At 68.7% G+C, this 22,121-nt stretch carries 18 protein-coding genes; 3 read left to right on the top strand and 15 right to left on the bottom strand.

What is annotated here, in order from left to right:
* From ACLFRM_RS03665 to aroC, 6 genes are all read right to left on the bottom strand, one after another.
* The coding region (locus ACLFRM_RS03665) for an efflux RND transporter periplasmic adaptor subunit (protein WP_410754357.1) at nucleotides 1-785 on the bottom strand (785 nt) is incomplete at its 3' end.
* A gap of 43 nt (nucleotides 786-828) precedes the next feature.
* Entirely contained in the window at nucleotides 829-3,537 is a 2,709-nt protein-coding gene (locus tag ACLFRM_RS03660) for a cation-translocating P-type ATPase (protein ID WP_410754356.1), read from the bottom strand.
* Between the two features lie 141 nt (nucleotides 3,538-3,678).
* A complete protein-coding gene (gene rnhA / locus ACLFRM_RS03655; RefSeq protein ID WP_410754355.1) occupies nucleotides 3,679-4,164 on the bottom strand; it encodes a ribonuclease HI in 486 nt (161 codons plus the stop codon).
* Between the two features lie 16 nt (nucleotides 4,165-4,180).
* The gene (locus tag ACLFRM_RS03650; RefSeq protein WP_410754354.1) at nucleotides 4,181-4,984 is read right to left on the bottom strand and encodes a class I SAM-dependent methyltransferase; all 804 of its coding nucleotides are present in this window, start codon (nucleotides 4,982-4,984) and stop codon (nucleotides 4,181-4,183) included.
* Nucleotides 4,985-5,175: 191 nt separating this feature from the next.
* Entirely contained in the window at nucleotides 5,176-6,384 is a 1,209-nt protein-coding gene (locus ACLFRM_RS03645) for an MFS transporter (RefSeq protein ID WP_410754353.1), read from the bottom strand.
* On the bottom strand, nucleotides 6,381-7,502 hold the full coding sequence (gene aroC / locus ACLFRM_RS03640; RefSeq protein WP_410754352.1) for a chorismate synthase: 1,122 nt from the start codon (nucleotides 7,500-7,502) through the stop codon (nucleotides 6,381-6,383). Before aroC ends, ACLFRM_RS03645 begins: the two co-directional genes overlap by 4 nt.
* Before the next feature lie 202 nt (nucleotides 7,503-7,704).
* Between aroC and ACLFRM_RS03635 the strand changes: the two genes are divergently transcribed.
* Together ACLFRM_RS03635 and ACLFRM_RS03630 are read left to right on the top strand one after the other, a co-directional pair.
* Nucleotides 7,705-9,240, top strand: a complete 1,536-nt coding sequence (locus tag ACLFRM_RS03635; protein WP_410754351.1) for an AMP-binding protein — start codon at nucleotides 7,705-7,707, stop codon at nucleotides 9,238-9,240.
* Between the two features lie 2 nt (nucleotides 9,241-9,242).
* Nucleotides 9,243-10,529, top strand: a complete 1,287-nt coding sequence (locus ACLFRM_RS03630; protein ID WP_410754350.1) for a pyridoxal-dependent decarboxylase, exosortase A system-associated — start codon at nucleotides 9,243-9,245, stop codon at nucleotides 10,527-10,529.
* A 239-nt stretch (nucleotides 10,530-10,768) separates the two neighbouring features.
* On the opposite strand, the gene rnhB is transcribed toward ACLFRM_RS03630, so the two are convergent.
* Nucleotides 10,769-11,377 (bottom strand): ribonuclease HII, encoded by a 609-nt coding sequence (gene rnhB / locus ACLFRM_RS03625; RefSeq protein WP_410754360.1) that lies wholly within the window; start codon nucleotides 11,375-11,377, stop codon nucleotides 10,769-10,771.
* Between the two features lie 56 nt (nucleotides 11,378-11,433).
* Here rnhB and lpxB point away from each other — a divergent pair, with 56 nt between their 5' ends.
* On the top strand, nucleotides 11,434-12,615 hold the full coding sequence (gene lpxB, locus ACLFRM_RS03620) for a lipid-A-disaccharide synthase (RefSeq protein ID WP_410754349.1): 1,182 nt from the start codon (nucleotides 11,434-11,436) through the stop codon (nucleotides 12,613-12,615).
* Here lpxB and ACLFRM_RS03615 read toward each other — a convergent pair.
* From ACLFRM_RS03615 to dxr, 8 genes are all read right to left on the bottom strand, one after another.
* Nucleotides 12,612-14,009, bottom strand: a complete 1,398-nt coding sequence (locus tag ACLFRM_RS03615; protein WP_410754348.1) for a class II fumarate hydratase — start codon at nucleotides 14,007-14,009, stop codon at nucleotides 12,612-12,614. The two genes, lpxB and ACLFRM_RS03615, sit on opposite strands and share 4 nt — an antisense overlap.
* A 76-nt stretch (nucleotides 14,010-14,085) precedes the next feature.
* Nucleotides 14,086-14,853 carry an acyl-ACP--UDP-N-acetylglucosamine O-acyltransferase gene (gene lpxA / locus ACLFRM_RS03610; RefSeq protein ID WP_410754347.1) on the bottom strand — a complete coding sequence of 256 codons (768 nt, stop codon included), beginning with the start codon at nucleotides 14,851-14,853 and terminating at the stop codon, nucleotides 14,086-14,088.
* The gene (gene fabZ / locus ACLFRM_RS03605; protein ID WP_410754359.1) at nucleotides 14,850-15,290 is read right to left on the bottom strand and encodes a 3-hydroxyacyl-ACP dehydratase FabZ; all 441 of its coding nucleotides are present in this window, start codon (nucleotides 15,288-15,290) and stop codon (nucleotides 14,850-14,852) included. The genes lpxA and fabZ overlap by 4 nt, the downstream gene beginning before the upstream one ends.
* A 14-nt stretch (nucleotides 15,291-15,304) precedes the next feature.
* On the bottom strand, nucleotides 15,305-16,384 hold the full coding sequence (gene lpxD / locus ACLFRM_RS03600) for a UDP-3-O-(3-hydroxymyristoyl)glucosamine N-acyltransferase (RefSeq protein ID WP_410754346.1): 1,080 nt from the start codon (nucleotides 16,382-16,384) through the stop codon (nucleotides 15,305-15,307).
* Nucleotides 16,385-16,407: 23 nt separating this feature from the next.
* Nucleotides 16,408-16,893, bottom strand: a complete 486-nt coding sequence (locus ACLFRM_RS03595) for an OmpH family outer membrane protein (RefSeq protein ID WP_410754345.1) — start codon at nucleotides 16,891-16,893, stop codon at nucleotides 16,408-16,410.
* 138 nt (nucleotides 16,894-17,031) lie between these two features.
* A complete protein-coding gene (bamA, locus tag ACLFRM_RS03590; protein ID WP_410754344.1) occupies nucleotides 17,032-19,374 on the bottom strand; it encodes an outer membrane protein assembly factor BamA in 2,343 nt (780 codons plus the stop codon).
* 116 nt (nucleotides 19,375-19,490) lie between these two features.
* Entirely contained in the window at nucleotides 19,491-20,873 is a 1,383-nt protein-coding gene (gene rseP, locus ACLFRM_RS03585) for an RIP metalloprotease RseP (RefSeq protein ID WP_410754343.1), read from the bottom strand.
* A 3-nt stretch (nucleotides 20,874-20,876) separates the two neighbouring features.
* Entirely contained in the window at nucleotides 20,877-22,121 is a 1,245-nt protein-coding gene (gene dxr, locus ACLFRM_RS03580; protein ID WP_410754342.1) for a 1-deoxy-D-xylulose-5-phosphate reductoisomerase, read from the bottom strand.

Raw genomic sequence — 22,121 nt, 5'->3', positions numbered from 1 at the left:
CCGGCCGGCAGGTCACGGTCGGGATTGGGCACCCTTACCCGTGCCCGAAAGGTCCGGGTCTGGTCGTCGGCGGTCACCGAGACGTAGACCACCGAGCCGTCGCGGTCCTCGCCGTCGACGAAGATCACGCGGGCCTCCAGTCCCTCGATCACCTCGTCGACCCGGTGCTGGGGCACCTGCACCACGGCACGCAGGGGGTCGTTCTCGACGATCTCGGCCACCGGCTCGCCGGCGGCAACCACGTCGCCGCGACGGGCGATCTGGTGGTTGAGCACCCCGCCGATCGGGGCCTCGATGTCCGTGCGCTCGATGTCCAGTTCGATCGAGGCGACGCGTGCCCTGGCCGCCTCGAGATCGGCCAGGGCGCGTTCCGCTCCCAGCCGGGCCTGGAAGCCCTGGTCCGCCAGGCGGGCCGCGGCGTCGTAGTCACCCTGCGCCCGGCGCTCGGCCGCCTTCGCCTCTCGCAGGCGCGCCTCGCGGTCGTCCATCGAAAGACGGGCGATCCGCTGGCCGGCCTCGACCACCTCGCCCTCCGACACCGGCGTCTCGGCGACCTCCCCGCCCGTCTTGGCCCGCACCCGCACGACCTGCTCGGGCTCGACCTGACCCTGGAGCGTGACCAGCCGTTCGACCGGTTCGGCCCGGCTGTCGGTCAGGCCGACCGCGACCGCCCCGGAACGCTCCGGCGCCTCGTCGTCGGCCGGCTCGCGCTCGCCGGTGATCACCCAGGCGAACAGCAGCAGCGCGGCCAGGGCGATCCCCAGCCGGCCGGCATTGCGTGACATCCATTGCTTCATCGTCAGGTTACCTCGGTCCACTCACGCGAACTCAGCCCCAGGAGCCGGAAACCCGCCGGCCGATCAGCTTGTAGAGCTCCATCAGGGCATAGGAGCCCACCCCGATGGCGACCACGAGAAGAGCGTCGGCCGGGGACAGACCCTCGGTCTCGAACACGGCCTGGAAGGCCGGCAGGTAGGTCATCGCCAGCTGGGCGAGCACCACGACCAGCACCGCCAGCCAGACCGGGCGCGTGGCGCGTAGCGCTTGCCAGGACCAGGACGCGTCATTGATGGTGCGGATGAAGAACAGCTGGAAGATCTCCATCACCACCAGCGCGTTCATCGCCATGGTGCGTGCCACTTCCAGCGAGTAGCCCTGCCCGATGGCGTAGTGGTACACGCCGAACACCCCGGCAAGGAAGACCAGCCCGACGAAGACGATGTAGATCATCCAGCCGCCGGTGAGGATCGACTCGTCGACGGGGCGCGGCGGGCGGCGCATGGTGTTCGCCTCGGTGGGCTCGAAGGCCAGCGCCAGGCCCAGCGTCGTGGCCGTGATCATGTTGATCCAGAGGATCTGGATCGGGGTGATCGGCAGGGTCATGCCGGCGAGTAGCGCCACCATGATGGTCAGGGCCTCGCCGGCGTTGGTCGGCAGGGTCCAGCTGATCACCTTCTTGATGTTGTCGTAGACCGTGCGGCCTTCGCGGATGGCGGCGACGATCGAGGCGAAGTTGTCGTCCGCCAGCACCAGTTCGGCGGCCTCCTTGGCCGCCTCGCTGCCGCGCTGCCCCATGGCGATCCCGGCATCCGCCCGCTTGAGCGCCGGGGCGTCGTTCACCCCGTCGCCGGTCATCGCCACGCTGTGGCCACGGGCCTGCAGCGACTTCACCAGTCGCAGCTTGTGCTCGGGGCTGGTGCGGGCGTAGACGTCGATCTCGGCGACCCGCTGGTACAGCTCCTCGTCCGAGAGTTGCTCGATGTCCGTCCCCGTGAGCGCCTCCCCGGGGTTTTCCAGGCCGATCTCACCGGCGATGGCCATGGCCGTGCCGGCATGATCCCCGGTGATCATCTTCACCCGGATGCCGGCCCGCCGGCATTCGGCCACGGCATCCGGCACTTCCGGCCGCGGCGGGTCCGACAGCCCCACCAGCCCGAGAAACACCAGGCCCGCCTCGACCTCGCGGCGCTCGAGCACCGTGTGCTCCGGGTCGACCGGCAAGAAGGCCAGGGCCAGTACCCGATGCCCCCGAGAGGCCAGGTCGTGGGCTCGCTCCCGCCAGCGGTCGACGTCGAGCGGCCGCGTCTCCCCGTCGACCAGCCGTTCCCGATCGCACATCGACAGCAACTGCTCGGGCGCACCCTTGACGAACAGGCAGGCATGACCTTCGTGGTCGTGGTCGAGCGTGGCCATGAAACGATGCTCGGAATCGAAGGGGATCGAGTCGCTTCGGTGCCAGCGATCCCGCTCCTTGCCCACCTCCAGCCCGGCCCGACCGGCGAACGCCACCAGCGCCCCTTCCATGGGGTCGCCCTCGACACGCCACTCGTCGTCCTGCTCGTGCAGGCTCGCGTCGTTGCACAGCAGGCCGACCCGGGCCAGTTCGGAAAGCGCGTCGACGCCCGCCCCGTCGACCGGCTGTTGCTCGCGGCACACCTGGCCGATCGGGGAATAGCCCTCGCCGGATACCGTGTACTCCTCGTCGCCGGAGGCGACCACGGTCACCGCCATCTCGTTGCGCGTCAGCGTGCCGGTCTTGTCGGTGCAGATCACCGACACCGACCCGACGGTCTCGATCGCCGGCAGGCGCCGGACGATGGCGTGCCGCCGGGCCATCGCCTGCACCCCGACGGCCAGCGTGATGGTGAGCACGGCCGGCAGCCCCTCCGGGATGGCGGCCACCGACAACCCGACCACGGCGATGAACAGCTCCTCGAAGGCCATGTCCCGCCACCAGAGCCCCAGCCCCAGGATCATGGCGGCGATCGCCAGGATGACGACGGTAAGCCAGCGACCGAACCGGTCCATCTGCCGGACCAGCGGCGTGGTCAGCGTCTCGACATCGGCCAGCATGCCGGAAATGCGACCGATCTCGGTCGACGCCCCCGTGGCGACCACCACGCCTCGCCCCTGCCCGCGGGTGATCAGCGTGCCGCTGAACGCCATCGACTGCCGGTCGCCGAGGGACGCGTCGGCATCGACCGGGTCGGGGCGCTTCTCCACTGCCAGCGACTCGCCGGTGAGCACCGCCTCCTGGACCCACAGGTCGTGAACCTCCAGCAGACGCAGGTCCGCCGGCACGCGATCACCCGGTTCCAGCAGGACCATGTCGCCGGGCACCAGGTCCTCGGCCGCCACCGCCTGTCGGCGCCCGTCGCGGATCACGCCGGCCTTCAGGGCCAGCATCTTGTGGATGGCCTTCATCGCCTGCTCGGCGCGGCCCTCCTGGATGAATCCGATCACCGCATTGGCCACCACCACCGCCACGATCACGGCGGTATCGACCCAGTGCGCCATCAGGGCGGTGATGGCGGCCGCGGCCAGGAGCACGTAGATGAGGATGTTGTGGAACTGGCGCAGCAGCCGTCGCCAGGGACTGGGACGGGCCGCTTCCGGCAGCCGGTTGGGGCCATGCTCGTCCCGGCGCGCCTCGACCTCGTCGGTCCCGAGCCCATCGGGGCGGGAGTCGAGCGCCTCCAGCACGGCCTCGGGCCGCTGCGCATGCCAGGTTCCGGCAGGGTTGGATTCTTCCGTCATGACCTTTCGCCGAAGCGTCCTCGAACGGGGAACGGGATACGGGATGGAAGACCGCGATGGCGCGTCCAACGATCAATCGCCAGCATAGACAGATGGACCGGCCGAAGCGAGGCCGGCGCATTGCCCGCAGACCGGATGCGGTCAGGGTTGCCGGGCTTCCTCGGCGGCCTCGTCCATCGCCCGGTTGGCGAGCTGGTCGGCGCGCTCGTTCTCGGGATGGCCGACGTGCCCGCGGGTCCAGTGCCAGTGCACCTCGTGCCTGGCCGCCGCCTGCTCGAGGCGCTTCCAGAGATCGGCGTTCTTGACCGGCTTGCCGGCCGCGGTGCGCCAGTTGCGCCGCCGCCAGTTGTGGATCCACTCGGTGATGCCCTGGCGCACGTACTGCGAATCGGTGGTCAGGTGCACCTCGCATGGCTCCTTGAGGGCATCGAGGGCCTCGATCGCCGCGGTCAGTTCCATGCGGTTGTTGGTGGTCTCGGTGTCCGCGCCCCAGAGGTCGCGCTCGTGCTCGCCGAACCGCAGCACCGCCCCCCAGCCGCCGGGGCCGGGATTGCCGCGGCAACCGCCATCGGTCCAGGCGTGCACCACCTTGCGGCTCGTCGGGATGTCGTTCGCGCCGGAATCCATGTTGGGTAACCTAACTCTAGTGCTTGTCTGTGAACGAATGACGACGCAGGCCGGCGACCTCGCCGCGCACCGGCTGGCCGACCAGCGACGACAGACGGAAGGCGGGCTTGGGGCGGCTCGGACGGGCGACTCGCCGGGTGGCGTCGATGACGTACAGGCCATTGAGAAACCAGGCCCACTCGGCGCTCCAGCGCCGCGAGCGCTCGCCGCGCCGATAGGCATTCTCGCGACACCACGGCATCACGCCACCGACCGGCTCGATCGCGTCGATCCGGTAGCCGAGCACCCGCAGCCAGTCGACCACCCGCCAGGTTGGATGATGGTGGCCGAGCGCCAGCGGCGCATGGCAGCCGGGCCAGAACCGCGCACGCAGGTGCAGCAGGCTCGCCGGGTTGAGCCCGACGATCAGCAAGCGCCCCTCGGGCCGCAGCGTCCGGTCGATCTCGCGCAGAATCTCGTGCGGGTTGCGTCGGTCCTCGAGCACATGCAGCGCGATCACCAGATCGGCTGCCTCGCTCTCGATCGGCAGGGCGTCGAGCTCGACCGGCAAGGTGCCGACGGCATCGCCGATACCGCCGCCGCGCGGACCGACCAGCACACGGTGATCGATGCGCAGGCGCCCTTGCCAACCGAAACGCCGCTCGAATTCCAGCCCGGGTTCACCCAGCACCAGCGCGTGGTAGCCGAAGGCCGTCTGGGCCCGCCGGGAGAGCATGGCGAGCAGGTCGGCGGCCACCAGTCGGCCGACCGGACCGCGATACCAGTCGGCCGCGGCCACGCTGGCCGGTTTCGCACTATCCTTGGCGGAGCTCTGACTCACGACGTCCTCGTGCTGAAAGTTAGGGAAGGTCTGCACGAATGGCATGCCACTCTGGCTTGGCGAGCCGTAAGCCGGACAGCTACAGCTTTACCGTTCCTGGAGAAGGGAGCCACCCTTCCGCGACGAACGGATACCTCGCATCTGCCCAGGTCAAGGCGTGCGGAGCGGCATGACATTCGTGCAGACCGTCCTCAGGCCATCTCACGCTCGCCCGGTGACCAATGCACCACCCGACGGGCGGCAAGCATCAGCGCGAACGCCAGCAGGCTGGCGAGCGTCATCGCGGCGAAGGCCGGACCGGGCTCCACTCTACCCCAGAGCAGCCCGGCGAGGTACAAGCCGAGCGCCGCGCCACCGCCATAGCTGACCGCCGACAGGATCGCCTGGCCTCGGGCATGGGTGCGCCCGGGGAACTGGTGGTCGATCACCCAGATGCCGACCGCGTGGGTCATGCCGAAACTGGCCGCGTGCAGCAACTGGGCGAACAGCAGCCAGCCGAGCACGTCGGCCTGGTAGCCGATCAGCAGCCAGCGCAATGCCATCAGCCCGATGGCGAGCAGCATGAGAAACAGCGGCGCGAAGCGATTGCGCAATCCCGGCAGCAGAAAGAACAGCACGATCTCGGCGACCACGCCCAGCGCCCACAACAGGCCGATGGCCGTCGCCGAGTAGCCCAGCTCGGCCAGGTGCACGGAAAAAAAGGCGTAGTAGACGCCGTGGGAGAGATTGATCAGGAACGAGCCGGCGAAGAAGGCCAGCATGGCCGGCTCGCGCAGCCGATCTCGAATCGAGACCGGGCGCGCCCCGGTCTCGCGCGGCACGCCGGGCTCGGGTACCTGCCAGAGCACCACCGCCAGGGCGACCAGGGCCGCGGCCATCAGCCAGGGCACGGCATCGAGGCCGATGCGGTCGATCAGCGCCCCCAGGCCCACTGAGGCGACGATGAATCCGATCGAGCCCCAGGCGCGCAGGGCGGGGTAGCGTTCCGGTGCCGGGCCGGTCAGGCGCAACGCGGCGACGTCCAGTTGCGAGAGCAGCGGTTGCCAGAAGAAACCGAAGGCCACCAGGAGCAGCATCCAGCCGACCAGCCCGGCATCGATACCGGCGAGCAGGGCCAGCCCGGCGGCCAGCACCGCACTGACCAGTGACGTCGCGATCAGCCAGACGATCACCCGGCCGCTGTGATCGACCGCCCAGCCCAGCAGCGGCGGGGCGACCAGCTTGGCGGCCATCACCATCGCGAGCATCGCGCCGACCGTGTCGGGCGCAAAGCCCTGCTCGATCAGGTAGGGGCTGAAATAGGGCAGGTAGATCCCCAGCCCGAGGAAGAAGGCGAAGTACCCGAGTCGTATCGGGTTGAGGCTCACCACCTCGCCCTGTCCTGCCGGGGCCGCGCTCATCGACCGGGAGTCGAGCCGTCCCCGGCCGGAATGACCGGCGTGTCGGTGGCGAGATCACCGCATTGCCCGCGCTGGCGCAGGGCGTGATCCATCAGGGTGAGCGCCAGCATCGCCTCGGCGATCGGCGTGGCGCGGATGCCGACGCAGGGATCGTGACGGCCGGTGGTGACCACCTCGGTCGCCTCCCCCTGCTTGTCGACGCTGCGACCGGGCAGGCGGATGCTCGAGGTCGGCTTCAATGCCAGGTGGGCGACGATGTCCTGCCCGCTGGAAATCCCGCCGAGCACGCCGCCGGCGTGGTTGGAGAGAAACCCATCCGGTGTCATCTCGTCGCGGAACTCGGTGCCGCGCGCCGCGACGCAGTCGAAGCCGTCGCCGATCTCCACGCCCTTGACCGCGTTGATGCCCATCAGGGCATGGGCGATGTCGGCATCCAGCCGGTCGAACACCGGCTCGCCCCAGCCAGGCGGGCAGCCCTCGGCCCGCACGGTGACCTTGGCACCGACCGAATCGCCGGAACGGCGCAGGTCGTCCATGAAGGTCTCGAGCTCGGCCACCTGGTCGGCGCAGGGCCAGAAGAACGGGTTCTCGCCCACCGCGGCCCAGTCGAAGCAGCCCTCGGTCAGCTCGATGGGGCCAAGTTGGGAGAGGTGCCCGCGCACGGTCACCCCATGGGTTTCGGCCAGCCACTTCTTGGCGATCGCGCCGGCGGCGACCCGCATGGCCGTCTCGCGCGCCGAGGAGCGCCCGCCGCCGCGATAGTCGCGCACGCCGTACTTCTGCCGGTAGCTGTAGTCGGCATGCCCGGGGCGGAACTGCTCGGCGATCTTGGAGTAATCCTTGGAGCGCTGGTCGACGTTCTCGATCAGCAGGCCGATGGGCGTGCCGGTGGTCTCGCCCTCGAACACCCCGGAGAGGATGCGCACCCGATCGGGCTCACGCCGCTGGGTCGTGTGCCGGGAGGTGCCCGGCCGGCGGCGATCGAGATCGGCCTGCAGGTCCTCTTCCGAGAGCTTCAGCCCCGGCGGGCAACCGTCGACGATCGCGCCGAGCGCCGGTCCGTGGGATTCGCCGAAGGTCGTGACCCGAAACAGGGTGCCGAAGGTGTTGCCTGCCATACCTGATGGTTCCAAAAACGCCGGCCGCCGCCGTGACGGCGGCCTGTGGTGTCCCGCCGAGTGCCCGGCGGGGCGTGCTAAGATGCGCGATCCGCGTTCCGACCGGGCGGCATGCCGCCCGTCGACGCCGAGCGGGCACGTGCCCGCCGAAGACCGCAGAGTATACCCGTCCCGTCCGGACACTGCCCAAGACCCGCCGTCCATGCCCATCGAGCTCATCTACACCATCGACCGGCAGGCCCGCACCCGGCCCGGCGCCCGCGCGCTGGGCGACCGGCACGAGTGGCTGGACTACGCCGGGCTCGCCAGCCGGGTGCGAGGCGCCCGGTCGGCGCTGCGCGGCCTCGACCTGGCCGCCGGCGATCGCGTGGTCCTCTGGGCCGGCAAGTCGGTCGACACGGTCGTCTGGCTGCTGGCCATGCTCGCCGAGGACATCGTCCCCGCCCCGGCCCACCCGGGACTGCGGGCCGAGCAGGTCGACCACCAGCTCGCCCGCTGCGAGGCGCGCGGACTGCTCGCCGATCGCGCCCGTCTCCGACAGCACGGCCAGGCCACGTTCGAGTCGGCCTGGGGGTGGTGGCCGACCGGCCGCGCAACGCCCGACGCGATCGCCCCGCCCGACGCGACCGACGCGGGTGAACAGGCTGCCGGCGAGCGGCGATCCGCGCCCGAGCGGCTCGCCATGCTGTTCTTCACCTCCGGCAGCACCGGCCTGCCCAAGGGGGTGATGGTCAGCGAGGGCAACCTCGATACCGGCACGACCGTGGTGGCCGACTACCTCGGCCTGCACGCCAGTGATGTGATCGCCGCGGTGTTGCCGCTGGCCTTCGATTACGGCTTCTCGCAGGTCACCACCGGGCTGTCCGTCGGCGCGGCGGTCTACCTCGACGACTACCTGCTGCCCGCCGACCTCAAACGTCCCCTGCTGCGCGAGACGGCGACCGTGCTGGCCGGCACGCCCGGCCTGCTGGTGCCACTGTCGCGGCAATCCTGGCTTGCCGAGGCACCGGCGCTGCGGATACTGACCAACTCCGGCGGCGCGCTGCCGGTGGCCGCCGTGCGCCGGCTGCGCGAGGCGCGCCCGGCAACGCGGCTGTTCCTGATGTACGGCCTGACCGAGGCCTTCCGCGCCACCTTCCTGCCACCCGAGGAGGTCGACGCCCACCCCGATTCGATCGGCTACCCGCTGCCCGGCACGACCATCGGCCTGGTCGACCAGCACGGACAGCTGCTGGGCCCGGGGGCAAGCGGTGAGCTGGTCCAGGGCGGCCCGCTGGTCACGCAGGGCTACATCAACGACGCCCGCGCCACCGCCGAGCGGTTCCGTGCCCCGCCATCCGGCTGGCCGGACGAGACGGCCGAGCGGGTGGTGTTCAGCGGCGATCGAGTACGCATGGACGAGGCGGGCCGGCTGTACTTCGAGGGCCGGCTCGACGAGCAGATCAAGGTGGCCGGCTTTCGCATCAGCCCCGAGGAGATCGAGGCGACGGCCCACGCCGCCCCCGGCATCGACGAGGCCGTGGCCCTGGGCCTGCCCGACCCGGAAAGCGGCAACCAGCGACTGGTCCTGCACGTCGCCCCGGGCGGGGCGGACCTCGATGCGCTGCGCCATCATCTGCGTCGGCACCTGGCGCCCTACCAGCAACCGGCCGAGATCGCCCGGCATGCCGCCCTGCCCCGCTCGGCCAACGGCAAGTTCGACCGCCAGGCATTGGCGGACCCCACGGAGGCGCACTGACCATGGCAACGCGCGAATCGCCCAAACCCGCCAGTGGCCGCGAGGTGCTCGAGCAGACCCTCGGCCCGCTGGCTGCGTGCTGGGACCAGGCGGTCGGCCAGCTGGCCATCGACGGCCAGCCGCTGTCGGCCCGGGTGCCGCAGACGCCGGCCTACGTCTACAGCCGCCGCTGCCTCGACACGGCGGTGAATGCGCTGCGCGCGGTGCTGCCGGCCTCGATCGGCATCCACTACGCCATCAAGGCAAATCCCTTCCCGCCGCTGGTCCGTCATCTGGCCGATCAGGTCGACGGCTTCGATTGCGCCTCGCTGGCCGAGATGCAGCTGGCCCGTGACGTGGCCGGCCAGGCACACAAGCTCTCGATCGCCGGGCCGGCCAAGTCGCGCGCCGAGCTCCGCTTTGCCATCGAGCAGGACGTCACCATCAATGCCGAGTCGGTCGGCGAGCTCGAGCGCATCGCCGCCGAATCACGCAGCCTGGCCCGGCGCGCCCGGGTGGCGCTGCGGGTCAACCCGCCGTTCGCGCTCAAGGGCTCGGGCATGCACATGGGCGGCGGCGCCCGGCCGTTCGGCATCGACAGCGAGGCGATTCCCGCGCTGCTCGGGCAGCGCGAACGGCTTGCCGAGGGCGGCGTCGATCTCGTCGGGCTGCACCTGTTCGCCGGCTCGCAGAGCCTGGATGCCGAGGCGATCGCCGCCACGCTGGCGGCTTGGCTCGACCTGCTGCGCGAGTGGCAGCAGACCACCGGCTTCACGCCCGAGGAGCTGATCATCGGCCCGGGCCTGGGGGTCGCCTATCACCCCGGCGACCGCCCGCTGGACCTCGATGGGCTGGCGCCGGCCTTCGCGCGGCTCGCTGCCGATCTCGACGCGCTGGGCGACGCCAGTGGCCGGCGCATCGTCACGCGCCTGGAAATCGGACGCTTCCTGGTCGCCGGCGCCGGTGTCTATCTCACGCGGGTGGTCGACCGCAAGGTCTCGCGCGGCAGCACCTATCTCGTCTGTGACGGCGGCATGCACCATCACCTGGCGCTTTCCGGCAACCTCGGCGCGGTGTTGCGACGCAACTGGCCGGTGGTCGCGGTCGATCGACTCGACGACGGGGACAACGAGACGGTCGATATCGCCGGACCGCTGTGCACGCCACTCGACGTGCTGGGCAAGAACCAGCCCCTGCCGGCGCTGGCCCCCGGGGACTGGCTCGGCGTCCTGCAATCAGGCGCCTACGGGGCGTCTGCCTCACCGGCCGGCTTTCTCTCCCGCCACCCGGCAACCGAATACTTGATCTGACCGAGGGGCTGGCCAACACTGCCATTTGACAACCGTCGCACCACCCAGGAACCGCCCGTCACCATGTCGAACACGTCCCCTGTCGCGGTGACGGAACACCCGCTCGTCCAAGCGCCACTCCAGCCCGCGGCCACCACTTTAGCCGCTTCCTGCCGATCAGCGATCTGCTGCTGATCGCGGTCGGCGTAGCTGGCGCGCGACCGCGTACTGGGGGGCACCGGATCGTGGCGGGATGCCGTTCAGCCGAGCAGGCGACGCACCGGGGCAAACGAACGACGATGGATCGGGCTGGGCCCCAGTTCGCCAAGGGCGGCCAGATGAGCCGGCGTGGGATAGCCCTTGTGGCGGGCCAGGCCATAACCGGGGTACTCGGTATCGAGCGCGACGATCTGGCGGTCCCGGGTGACCTTGGCGAGAATCGAGGCCGCGGCGATCGCCGGATCGGCGGCATCCCCCCCGATCAGCGCCCGGCCCAGCACCGGCAGTTCCGGGCAGCGATTGCCGTCGATATGCGCCCGGTCGAAGGCATGGCCGTCATCGAGCAGGGCGAGCACGGCACGGCGCATGGCGAGCATCGAGGCGTGCAGGATATTGAGCTCGTCGATCTCCGCGACGCTCGCCTCGGCGATCGCCCAGCCGGCGGCACGGTCGCAGATCTCGTCGAACAGGGCCTCGCGGCGACGCTCGGTGAGTTTCTTGGAATCGTCGAGCAGGCGGATCGGGCGGACCGGGTCGAGGATGACCGCCGCGGCGACCACCGGTCCGGCCAGCGGCCCGCGCCCGGCCTCGTCTACCCCGCAGTAGCAGCCCGCCGGGTCCAGATCGTCAAACAGGTCGGCTTGCGGCATACTCGCGCCCATTGTCGTCACTCCCTTTCCCGCCAATTCACGTGTTCGAGGACCGCTTGCCCACCACGACCAGCCATCCGCGCATCCTGTTCGCCGCCGGCGAGGCCTCCGGCGACATGTACGCCGCCGAGCTGATGCCGCGCCTGGCCGCACGCCTGCCCGGGGCGACGGCCTTCGGCCTGGGGGGCGCCCAGTCACGCGCTGCGGGCATCGAGACCATCGTCGACCTGGACCAGGTCTCGGTGATGGGACTGGTCGAGGTACTGCGTCATTACGGGCAACTGCGCGCGGCGATGGCCACCCTGGTCGAGGCACTCGATCGCGAGCGGCCGGACCTGGTCATCGCGATCGACTTCCAGGAGTTCAACCAGCGCCTGGCGAAGGCCGCCAAGGCACGCGGCATCCCGGTACTGTTCTTCGTCGCACCGCAGGTCTGGGCGTGGCGCGCCGGCCGGGCACGACACTTCGACCGCTTCGCCGATCACCTGGCGGTGCTGTTCGATTTCGAGGTGCCGCTGTTCGCCCAGCACGGGCTGCCGACCACGCACGTCGGCCACCCGCTGCTCGACCTGATCGAACGCGAGGCGCCGGATCGCGACAGGGCCCGATGTGCCCTGTCGATCGACGGCGAACCGACCATCGGCCTGCTCCCCGGCAGTCGACGCGGCGAGATCGAGCGGCTGCTGCCGGTGTTTCTCGCCACCGCCGAGCGCCTGTTGGCAGCCGACCCGGCGCGGCGTTTCCTGCTGCCGCGCGCCGGATCGATCGACCCGGAATGGCTCGACAGGCAGATCGCGACGATCGCACCGTCGTCGCCCCTGCGCGATCGACTGACGATCACCGAGGGCGGCGCCCGTCAGGTGATGGCGGCGAGCGACGCCCTGCTGGTCGCCAGCGGCACCGCCACGCTCGAGGCGGCCCTGATCGGCACGCCCCAGGTGATCGCCTATCGCAGCAACGCGCTGACCTACGCCCTGGCAAAACGGCTGGTGCAGGTCGAACACGTCGGCCTGCCCAACATCATCCTCGGCCGCGAGGCTGTCCCGGAGCGCATCCAGCACGAGGCGACACCGCCGCGCCTGGCAAATGACCTCGAAGCGATCCTCACCACGGACGGGACCCGGGCGCAGCGCACGGCACTGGCGGAGATTCGCGACCGGCTCGGCGCCGGCGGCGCACTCGGCCGTCTAGCCGACCTGGCCGCAAACATGATCGTCCACCCGAGCGCAGGCGACTAGCCCTCGTCGGTCAGGCGTCTCGGGTCGAGCAGTTCGGTCAGCGTCGCCTCGTCGAGGTCGGTCATCTCGCGCGCCACGTCGATCACCGCCCGACCCTCGGCGTAGGCGCGCTTGGCGATCGCCGCGCCGGCCTCGTAGCCGATCACCGGGTTCAACGCCGTCACCAGGATCGGGTTGGCGGCCAGGTCGCGCTCGATGCGCTCGCGGTTGACGGTAAACCCGGCGATCGCCTTGTCCGCCAGCAGCCGCGAGGCATTGGCCGACAGGGCGATCATCTCGTCGAGGTTGGCGGCCACCAACGGGAACATCACGTTGAGCTCGAAGTTGCCCGACTGGGCGGCCATGGCGACAGCGTGATCCAGACCCTGTACCTGGACGGCGACCATCGCCACGGACTCCGGCACCACCGGGTTGACCTTGCCCGGCATGATCGAGCTGCCCGGCTGCAGTGCCGGCAGGCTGATTTCACCCAGACCGGCCAGTGGACCGCTGTTCATCCAGCGCAGGTCGTTGGCGAGCTTGTGCAGGAAGGCGGCCACACCGCGGAGGGCCGAGCTCAGTGCCAGGGAATCGTCCTGCACGCTCATGCCGGCGGCCGGATGGGCCAGGCGGCTGAAGGGGCGGTCGCGGTCGAGATCCCGATTGAGCGCCTCGATGGCGGCATCGGCAAAGCCTTGCGGCGCATTCAGGCCGGTACCCACGGCGGTGCCGCCCAGCGGCAGTGCGAGATTGCGATCGCGGGCCTGCTCGATCGCGACTCGCCAGCCACGCAACTGCTCGACGAAGCCTGCCAGCACCTGGTCGAAGCGGATCGGAGTCGCGTCCATCAGGTGCGTGCGACCAGTCTTGACCACGCCCGCCAGTTCGCTCGCCCTGCCAAGCAGGACGGTCTCCAGGTGCGCCAATGCGGGCAGCAGCTCGTGCTCGACCCGCCGCACCGACATCACGCGGATGGCGCTGGGCACCACGTCGTTGGAGCTCTGGCTCATGTTGACGTGGTCGTTGGGGTGCACTCCGGCGTCGTTGCCTGCCAGGTGGGCGATCACCTCGTTGACGTTCATGTTGCTCGAGGTGCCCGAGCCGGTCTGGTAGACGTCGACGGGGAAGGCCTCGCGGAACCGCCCCTCGGCCAGCCCGGCGAGCAGTTGATCCACCACCGCCACGATGGCCTCGGCGCGAGGCGTATCCAGTGAACCGATGGACCGATTGCCGCGTGCACAGGCCGCCTTCAAACGGCACAGCGCCTCGATGAAGGCCACCGGCATCGGCCGGCCGCTGACCGGGAAGTTGTCGACCGCGCGCTGGGTCTGCGGTCCGTACAGGGCGTCACCCGGCAGGCGGACCTCGCCCAGGCTGTCGTGCTCGATGCGGTCGGCGGGTGTGGTGGCGTTCATGGCGTCGACTGGGAAGAATCGGGTTGGGAAGGGGGGCAGCGGGGCGCCTCATGCGCCCACACTGCCGGGTTCGGGCTCAGCGGGTGATGCCGCGCTCGCTCTCGCGAATGAAGTCGAGCATCTCGGCGAGCGCCGGCTCGGTTTCCGCGGCCTGCTCGAACTCGGTCCAGACCAGGTCGTCGCCCTGGCGCTTGACCAGCTGGCGGAAACAGCGGTTCAGCAGCGTGATCGTCTCGCCAGAGAAGCCACGACGCTTGAGCCCTTCCTTGTTCAGGCCGATCGCACGGGCACGAGCCCCGTCGGCCATCACGAACGGCACCACGTCCTTGGAAACCTTGGAAAAGCCGCCGATGAAGGCGTGCGCGCCGATGTGGCAGAACTGGTGCGCGACGGCAAATCCGCCGAAGATCGCGTGCTCGCCCACCTCCACGTGGCCGGCCAGCGACGCGGCGTTGGCCAGGATGACGTGATCACCCACCAGGCAGTCGTGGGCGATGTGGGCATAGGCCATCACCAGGATGTCCGAACCCAGCCGCGTCAACCCGCCACCACCCGCGGTGCCGCGGTGAATCGTGGAGAACTCGCGGATCCGGTTGCGATCGCCGATCTCGAGGAAGGTGCGCTCTCCGGCGAACTTGAGGTCCTGCGGCACCTCCCCCACGACCGCGTGGCTGAAGATGTGATTCTCCACTCCGATGCGACAGGGACCCTTGATCACCGCATGTGACTCGATGACCGTGTTGGCACCGATCTCGACCTCGCCCTCGATGATCGCGAAGGGACCGACCTCGACACTTTCGTGCAGACGGGCCTGATCACTGACGATCGCGCTCGGATGAATCACTCGATCACTTCCTTGGCCACGCACTTGACCGTGGCGCGTGCCGCCAGCTCGTCGCCCACGTGGGCCGTGCAGTTGAATATTCCCATGCCGCGGGCCATGCGCTTGATCTCGACCCGGATGGTGAGCTGGTCGCCCGGCTCGACCATCCGTCGGAAGGTCACGTCGTCGAGTCCGACCAGCATGTAGAGCGCATTGTCCTGCGGCTTGCCGCCGTTGGAACGAAACGCCAGCACGCCCGTTGCCTGGGCCATCGCCTCGGTGATCAGCACGCCCGGCATGATCGGGCGAACCGGGAAATGCCCCTGGAAGAACGGCTCGTTGAAGGTGACGTTCTTGATCGCGACCAGATACTCGTTGGGCGCCCAGTCGACCACGCGGTCGATCAACAGGAACGGGTATCGGTGCGGCAGGAGCTCCATGATCTCCTGCACCATCATGGTGTTGTCTTCGCTCACGAGTCTTCCTCAGGGCCCGGCGTGCCGCCAAACCGTTTTTCCAGTTGCTTGAGCCGGCGTGCAAGCCGGTCGAGTTGTTTGAATCGCGCCGCGTTGCGATGCCAACGCTCGTTGGTATCCAGAGGCGTGCCTGCCGAGTAGACGCCCGGGCGATGGATCGAGCGGGTCACCATCGACATGCCGGTAACGTGCACATGGTCGGTCAGGGTCAGGTGACCGGCCAGCCCCACCCCACCACCCAGTGTGCAGTGGCGACCGACTTCGCTCGACCCCGCCAGGCCGGCGCAACCGGCCACGGCCGAGTGCTCGCCGATACGTACGTTGTGCGCGACCTGGATCAGGTTGTCGAGCTTGACGCCGTCGGCAATGACCGTGTCGTCGAGGGCCCCCCGGTCGATGGTGGTGTTCGCGCCGATGTCGACGTCGTTCCCGATCACCACGCGCCCTACCTGCGGCACCCGTCGCCATGCCCCGTTATCCTGTGCCAGACCGAAGCCGTCCGAACCGATCACCACCCCGGGCTGGATCACGCAACGCGCTCCGATCAGGCTGTCGTCGAGCACGGTCACCCGTGCCAGAAGCCGGGTGCCCTCGCCGATGACGACGTTCGGCCCGATCACCGAGCCGACCCCGATCACGGCACCCGCGCCGATTCGCGCACCCGCGCCCACCGTGACCTGGGCCTCGATGCGGGCGGTCTCGTCGATCTCGGCCGTGCCGTCGACCACGGCCGAGGGATGCACTCCCACCGACTTCGCGGGCCCGGCGTACAGGCGCTCGAGCACCCGGGCAAAGGCCAGGCGCGGCTGATCGACGAGCAGGCAGACCGCCGCGCCGGATATCCGCTCGCGACCGGCGGCGTTGGTGATCACCAGCCCCGCCCGGGTAGCGGCAGCGTCGGTGGCACTGCGACGGTCACCGTCGTAGTAACTGACCTCGGCCTCGGTGGCACAGGCCAACGAGGCCGCCCCCGTGATGCGGGTAGCGGCCTCGTCGGGCGCCACGTCGTCGAGCGGGACGCCGAGCCAATCGGCGATTTCGCCGATGGTCGCGCTCGTGCTGGCCGGGATGCTCACCGCGTCTCAGATCCCGGAACGGATCAGCGGCCCATCTGCTCGAGACGGTCGAGCACGTCCTTGGTCAACTCGACACGATCGGCCGAGTAGACCACGCCCTCGGACAGCACCAGATCGTAGCCCTTGTCGCGGGCCACCTCGCGGATGGCGTCCAGTACCAGCCGCTGAAGCTTGCCGAGCTCCTCGTTCTTGCGCAGGTTGAGGTCGTCGCGAAAGTTGCTTTGCTCACGCTGCAGGTCACGCAGCTTGCGATTGAGCTCGCGCTCGAGGTTGCCACGATCCCCCTCGCTCATGGTAAGACCGTCACGATTCAGACGGTTCTCCATCTCCTGGACTTCCTGACGCAGGCTGCGCAGCTCTTCTTCGCGCGCGGAGAACTCTTCTTCAAGCTTCTGCTTGGCCTGCTCGGCCTGGGGCGCCTGCTCGAGCAGAACCGAGGAATTGACGAAGCCGATCTTGATTTCGGCCGCCTGCGCGCCCAAAGGCGCCATCAGCGCAATCGTGAGCAAGGCAAATCGTTGAAGCAAGCGAATCACGCGGTCATCTCCTGAAACATCGGGGCCCGGGTCGAGCCGAACTGGCGCCGCCCCCCGGCGGCTCCCCACCCTGCATGGCGGCACAGTATGCCACAGCGGCGTATGCCCTCGTCAGAAGGAGGCGCCGATCGAGAACTGGAAGCTCTGGGTACGATCATCGGGCTCGTCGTTGAGCGGCTGGGCCATGCTGAACATCAGCGGGCCGACCGGCGAGATCCAGCTCAGACCGACACCGACCGATTGACGCAGCGTGTCGGCCTCGAAGTCCTCGATATCAGCGTACGCGTTGCCGACGTCCCAGAACAGCGACATGCGCACCGAGTCCCGCATATCGGTGAGGAAGGGAAGCGGTGAATAGATGGCGAGCCCACCGTTGAGCTTGAAGGTACCGCCCATCGGATCGTCGTTGTTGTCACGCGGACCGAGCGAGTAGTCCTCGTAGCCGCGTACCGAGCGAATACCGCCGGTGAAGTAGTTCAGGAACGGCGGCACGCCATCATAGTATTCGCTTACGCCGGAGTAATCGTTCTGTGTATCGCCGTAGGACTTGATCTGCCCGACGTTGCCGTGCGCCTGCAGGGTGAACAGGTCGGTCAGTGGCAGGTAGAACTCGCCGTCGTACTCGCCCTTGACGTAGGTCAGGTCACTGCCCGGCACGGCAAGCGTCGCCGACACGCGATGGTACTGGCCGGCGGTCGGGAACATGTGGCGATTGCGCGAATCGTAGCGCCACGACGGCTTGATCGTGTAGGTGTAGAACTGCTCGCCATCGAAGCCCGGCCCCGGGCTGTCGCCGTCGTCCTCACCGGTCACCCAGCTCGGCGAACGGCTGGTGGCCTTGATCTCCTGGCTCTCCAGGCCGAAGTCGATCGACCCGTAGGTGTGCTCGGATAGCGGCACCCCGAAGTTGATATTGCCGCCGAAGGAGTCCACCAGGTAGCGCGAAAGAGACAGCTCGGTGCCGTCCTGCTTCTGGTAGAACAGCCCGAAGCCCTGGCTGACGCCATTGACCGTGAAGTACGGGTCACGGTAGTTGAACTGGTAGTACTCGCGGTAGGAGCTGCGCTCGACGTTCAGGCCGACCTCCTTGCCGGTTCCGAGAAAGTTGGGCTGGTTGAGGCCGACATTGAACAGCACGCCCTCGGCCTGAGAGAAGCCCACCCCGGCGGTCAGCGAGCCGGAGAGCTGCTCTGTGATGTCGTACTCGACGTCCACCTGATCCGGCGCCTCGGGCACGGGCTTGATCTCCTGCTCGACGGACTGGACCGACGGCAGGCGCTCGAGACGCTGCTTGGAGCGGTCGAGCTTGTCGCCGCCATACCAGCTCCCTTCCATCTGACGCATCTCGCGACGGTAGACGACCTCGTTGGTGTTGTAATTGCCCTTGAACTCGATCTCCCGAACGCTGACGCGGCGGCCCGGTTCGAGGTTGAAGTCGACCACCACGGTCTTCTCGTCCTCGTCGATCTCGGGGCGCGGCTCGACCCGGGCGAAGGCGTAGCCGAAATCACCCATGCGACGACCGATGGCATCGCTGGTATCCACCACCTGGCGACGGCTGAAGTATTCGCCAACCTCGACCCGGGTCAGCTCCTCGAGGGTCTCCTCGTCGAGCAACAGGTTGCCGCTGTAGGTGACGTCCTCGACCTTGTAACGATCGCCTTCGGTGATGTTGACCACCACCTCGATGTCCTTCTTGTCCGGGGTGATGGTCACCTGGGTCGAGTCCACCGAGAACTTGAGGTAGCCGCGATCGAGATAGAACGACCGCAGCCGCTCGATGTCCGCGGAAAGCTTCTGCTTGGAATACTGGTCGGCACTCGACCAGAAACGCCACCAGGAGACCGGCCCGAGCTCGAACTGGTCGAGCAGCTCGCCCTCGTCGAAATCCTCGTTGCCGATGATCCGAACGCGACGGATGGAGGCGGGCTTGCCCTCGTAGATCTCGATGTTGACGAAGACCCGGTTGTCGTCGAGCTCCTCGACCTCGGTCTCGATCTGCACCCCGTACTGGCCAAGGCTGTAGTAGACCCTTTGTAGCTCGGTCTGCATCTTGTCCAGCGCCCGCTGGTCGAGCACGCGGCCCTGTACCAGACCGATCGACTTGAGCGCCTCCTGGAGCTTTTCGGTCTCGACCTTCTCGTTGCCGTTGACCTCGAGCGCCGTGATGGTCGGGCGCTCCTGCAGACGAACCAGCAGTGCGTCATCGGGCCCGCGTCCGACCTCGACATCCTCGAAGAAACCCGTGTCGTACAGTGCCTCGACCACGCGTGTGCTGTCACCGGCCTGGAAATCGTCGCCGACCTCGTAGGGGATGTAGGTGAAGACGGTTCCCGGCGAGATGGTCCGCAAGCCCTCGACACGGATGTCGGTGATTTCGAATGCCTGTGCCAGCGAGGGCAAGAGAAGCAGCGCGGCAAGCGCCAGGGAGGTGCAGCGTTGGGTGATGGTCATGCCGAAAGGCTTTCCTGGTCAGGCGGATGGATTTGAAATCGGGTTCCAGCCAGGGCGCGACCGACTCGCCGCCCCGGGCGCTAGGGTAAATCCGGGCTATTGTGGCCCAAGCAGGGCTAGTGCATCAACCGCGCGATGTCGTTGTAAAAGACCACCACCATCAGCATGCCGAGCAGCAGAATCCCGATGCGGGCGAAGACTTCCTCGAAGGCCGCGCCGACCGGGCTACCCTTGAGGGCCTCGATCGCATAGAGCAGCAAGTGTCCGCCATCGAGCATCGGTATCGGTAGCAGGTTGAGTATCGCCAGGGACAGGCTGACCAGGGCGAGGAAACCGAGAAAGGTCGAGAGCCCCAGCAGCAGGCTCTTGCCCGCGTAGTCGGCGATCGCGACCGGCCCGGAGAGGTTGGCGATACTCGCCTCGCCCGTCAGCAGGCGATGGAATACCGACACCGTCAGTGTCGTCATCTCCCAGCTGCGCTCGACCGCAAGCCCCATCGCCTCGATCGGACCGGCACGCTGCACCAGGAACATCGACTCTGCGGCCGCGGAATCGAGCGGACGGGCGGTCAGCGCCACGCCGATGCGCCCCACCATCTCCCCGTCCACCTCGGTGGCCCGTGGCGTGACCATCACCTCGCGACGCCCGGCCTCGCTCTCGATGTCAAGACGGGTCGGCTCCCCCGCCCGGGCGCCGATCGCCTCGATCAGGGCCCAGGGATCACGGTACTCGCGTCCCTCGACCGCAACGATCCTGTCGCCGGCCGCCAGGTTCGCGGCCACGGCCGGTGAGTCGGGCTGCACCTCCGCGATCTCGGCATGTGCCGGGGCCCGCCACGGCTCGTAGCCCACCCGCTCGAGTATGTCGATGGGCTGCCGACCGATCTCGCCACCGAGCGGGTCGAGCCCCCGCAGGTCAAGCACCATTTCCCGCTGCCGATCGTCGCGCTCCACCGTCAGCGGCAGACGCCGCTGCTCGATCGCGCCGTTCAGGATCGTCAGGCGCAGATCCGACAGATCGGCCACCGGCTCGCCGTCGACGGCTCGGATCACGTCACCGACCTCCAGCCCCGCCTCCGCCAGGCGCGAGTCACCCTCGATCTCACCCACCTTGGGCAGCACGCCCTGCGTGCCCACCATGAACATCAGCCACCAGAACAGCAGCGCAAGGATGACATTGGCCGCCGGCCCCGCGGCAACGATAGCGGCCCTCACCTTGAGCGATTGTCGATTGAAGGCGCGGTGACGTTCGTCGGGATCGACCGGTCCCTCGCGTTCGTCGAGCATGCGTACGTACCCACCCAGGGGGAACAGCCCGACGCGATACTCGATCGACTCGGGCCCGCGGCGGGTGGAATAGATCGCCCGACCGAACCCCAGCGAGTAGGTGAGCACGCGCACGCCCAGCCGACGCGCCACCCAGAAGTGACCGTACTCGTGGAAGGCCACCAGGATGCCGATGGTCAGCAGGAAACCGAGCACGCTGAGCAGGATATCCACCGGTCAGCCCTCGCGTGCCGGATCGACAGCGCGGGCACGGCACCACGAGCCCGTCCAGTCCCGCACCTCGCGGTCGGCGGACAACACCGCCTCCACGCTGGCCGGCGCTCCGGCGGCATCCCTCGCGGCGAAGTGCGCCATGGCCGCCTCGAGCGCGGCGGGGATGTCCATGAAGCCGATGCGCCGGTCAAGGAATTCGGCGACCGCGACTTCGTTGGCGGCGTTCATCACCAGCGGCATGGCACCGCCGGCGGCCAGGGCCTCGAAGGCCAGTCGCAAGGCGGGAAAACGTTGCGGGTCGGGGGATTCGAAGTGCAGACCGGCCAGGGCACCGAAGTCCAGCGGCGCGACCCCCGACTCGATCCGCTCCGGCCAGGCCAGCGCGTGGGCGATGGGCGTACGCATGTCCGGCTCGCCCAGTTCGGCGATCACCGACCCGTCGACGAACCGCACCATCGAATGGATCACCGACTCGGGGTGGACCAGCACCTCGATGCGCTCGGCCGACACTCCGAACAGTCGAGCCGCTTCGATAACCTCGAGGCCCTTGTTCATCATCGTCGCCGAATCGACCGATATCTTGCGCCCCATCGACCAGTTCGGGTGAGCGCAGGCCTGTTCGGGGGTAATGCCGGCAAAATCGGCCAGAGGCCGCTCGCGGAACGGGCCGCCGGAAGCGGTCAGCACCAGGCGCTCGATCTCGCGGCTGTCGCCGACCAGACCGGCACGACCCACCACGGCAGCCTGGTCGGCGGGCAGGCACTGGAAGATGGCGTTGTGCTCGGAATCGATCGGCAGCAGGGTCGCACCGGAGCGACGCGCCACTTCGAGCATCAGTTCGCCGGCCGCCACCAGGGATTCCTTGTTCGCCAGCAGCACCCGCTTGCCGGCGGCGAGCGCGTTCCAGGTCGAGCCGAGGCCGGCGGTACCGACCACGGCCGCCACGACGGTGTCGAGCGACGCCTCGCCGGCCAGCTCGTCCACGGCTGCCTGCCCCACCACCACGGTCGGTCGATGGGCGGCGGGCAGGCTCGCCAGCCGTTCCTCGAGTGCCGCGCGCTGATCGGAATCCACCAGACCGACGATCGCCGGACGGAAGCGCTTGATCTGCTCGAACAGGGGGGCGACCCGCGAGCGGGCGGCGAGCACCTCGACGACGAACCGATCCGGGTGACGGGCGAGCACGTCGAGGGTGCTCACGCCGATGCTGCCCGTGGAACCGAAGATACCGACCCGGGTGAGTGCCAT

Origin of the sequence: Guyparkeria sp. (assembly GCF_046540515.1) — a bacterium.
Taxonomy (GTDB): domain Bacteria; phylum Pseudomonadota; class Gammaproteobacteria; order Halothiobacillales; family Halothiobacillaceae; genus Guyparkeria.
The sequence above is the reverse complement of the archived record's forward strand: the minus strand, read 5'-3'. Positions and strand labels throughout refer to the sequence as shown.

Coding starts and splice junctions, on each gene's coding strand:
- ACLFRM_RS03660 (WP_410754356.1), bottom strand. CDS start 3,537: ATGACGGAAGAATCCAACCCTGCCGGAACCTGGCATGCGCAGCGGCCC.
- rnhA (WP_410754355.1), bottom strand. CDS start 4,164: ATGGATTCCGGCGCGAACGACATCCCGACGAGCCGCAAGGTGGTGCAC.
- ACLFRM_RS03645 (WP_410754353.1), bottom strand. CDS start 6,384: ATGAGCGCGGCCCCGGCAGGACAGGGCGAGGTGGTGAGCCTCAACCCG.
- aroC (WP_410754352.1), bottom strand. CDS start 7,502: ATGGCAGGCAACACCTTCGGCACCCTGTTTCGGGTCACGACCTTCGGC.
- ACLFRM_RS03635 (WP_410754351.1), top strand. CDS start 7,705: ATGCCCATCGAGCTCATCTACACCATCGACCGGCAGGCCCGCACCCGG.
- ACLFRM_RS03630 (WP_410754350.1), top strand. CDS start 9,243: ATGGCAACGCGCGAATCGCCCAAACCCGCCAGTGGCCGCGAGGTGCTC.
- rnhB (WP_410754360.1), bottom strand. CDS start 11,377: ATGCCGCAAGCCGACCTGTTTGACGATCTGGACCCGGCGGGCTGCTAC.
- ACLFRM_RS03615 (WP_410754348.1), bottom strand. CDS start 14,009: ATGAACGCCACCACACCCGCCGACCGCATCGAGCACGACAGCCTGGGC.
- fabZ (WP_410754359.1), bottom strand. CDS start 15,290: ATGATGGTGCAGGAGATCATGGAGCTCCTGCCGCACCGATACCCGTTC.
- bamA (WP_410754344.1), bottom strand. CDS start 19,374: ATGACCATCACCCAACGCTGCACCTCCCTGGCGCTTGCCGCGCTGCTT.
- dxr (WP_410754342.1), bottom strand. CDS start 22,121: ATGGCACTCACCCGGGTCGGTATCTTCGGTTCCACGGGCAGCATCGGC.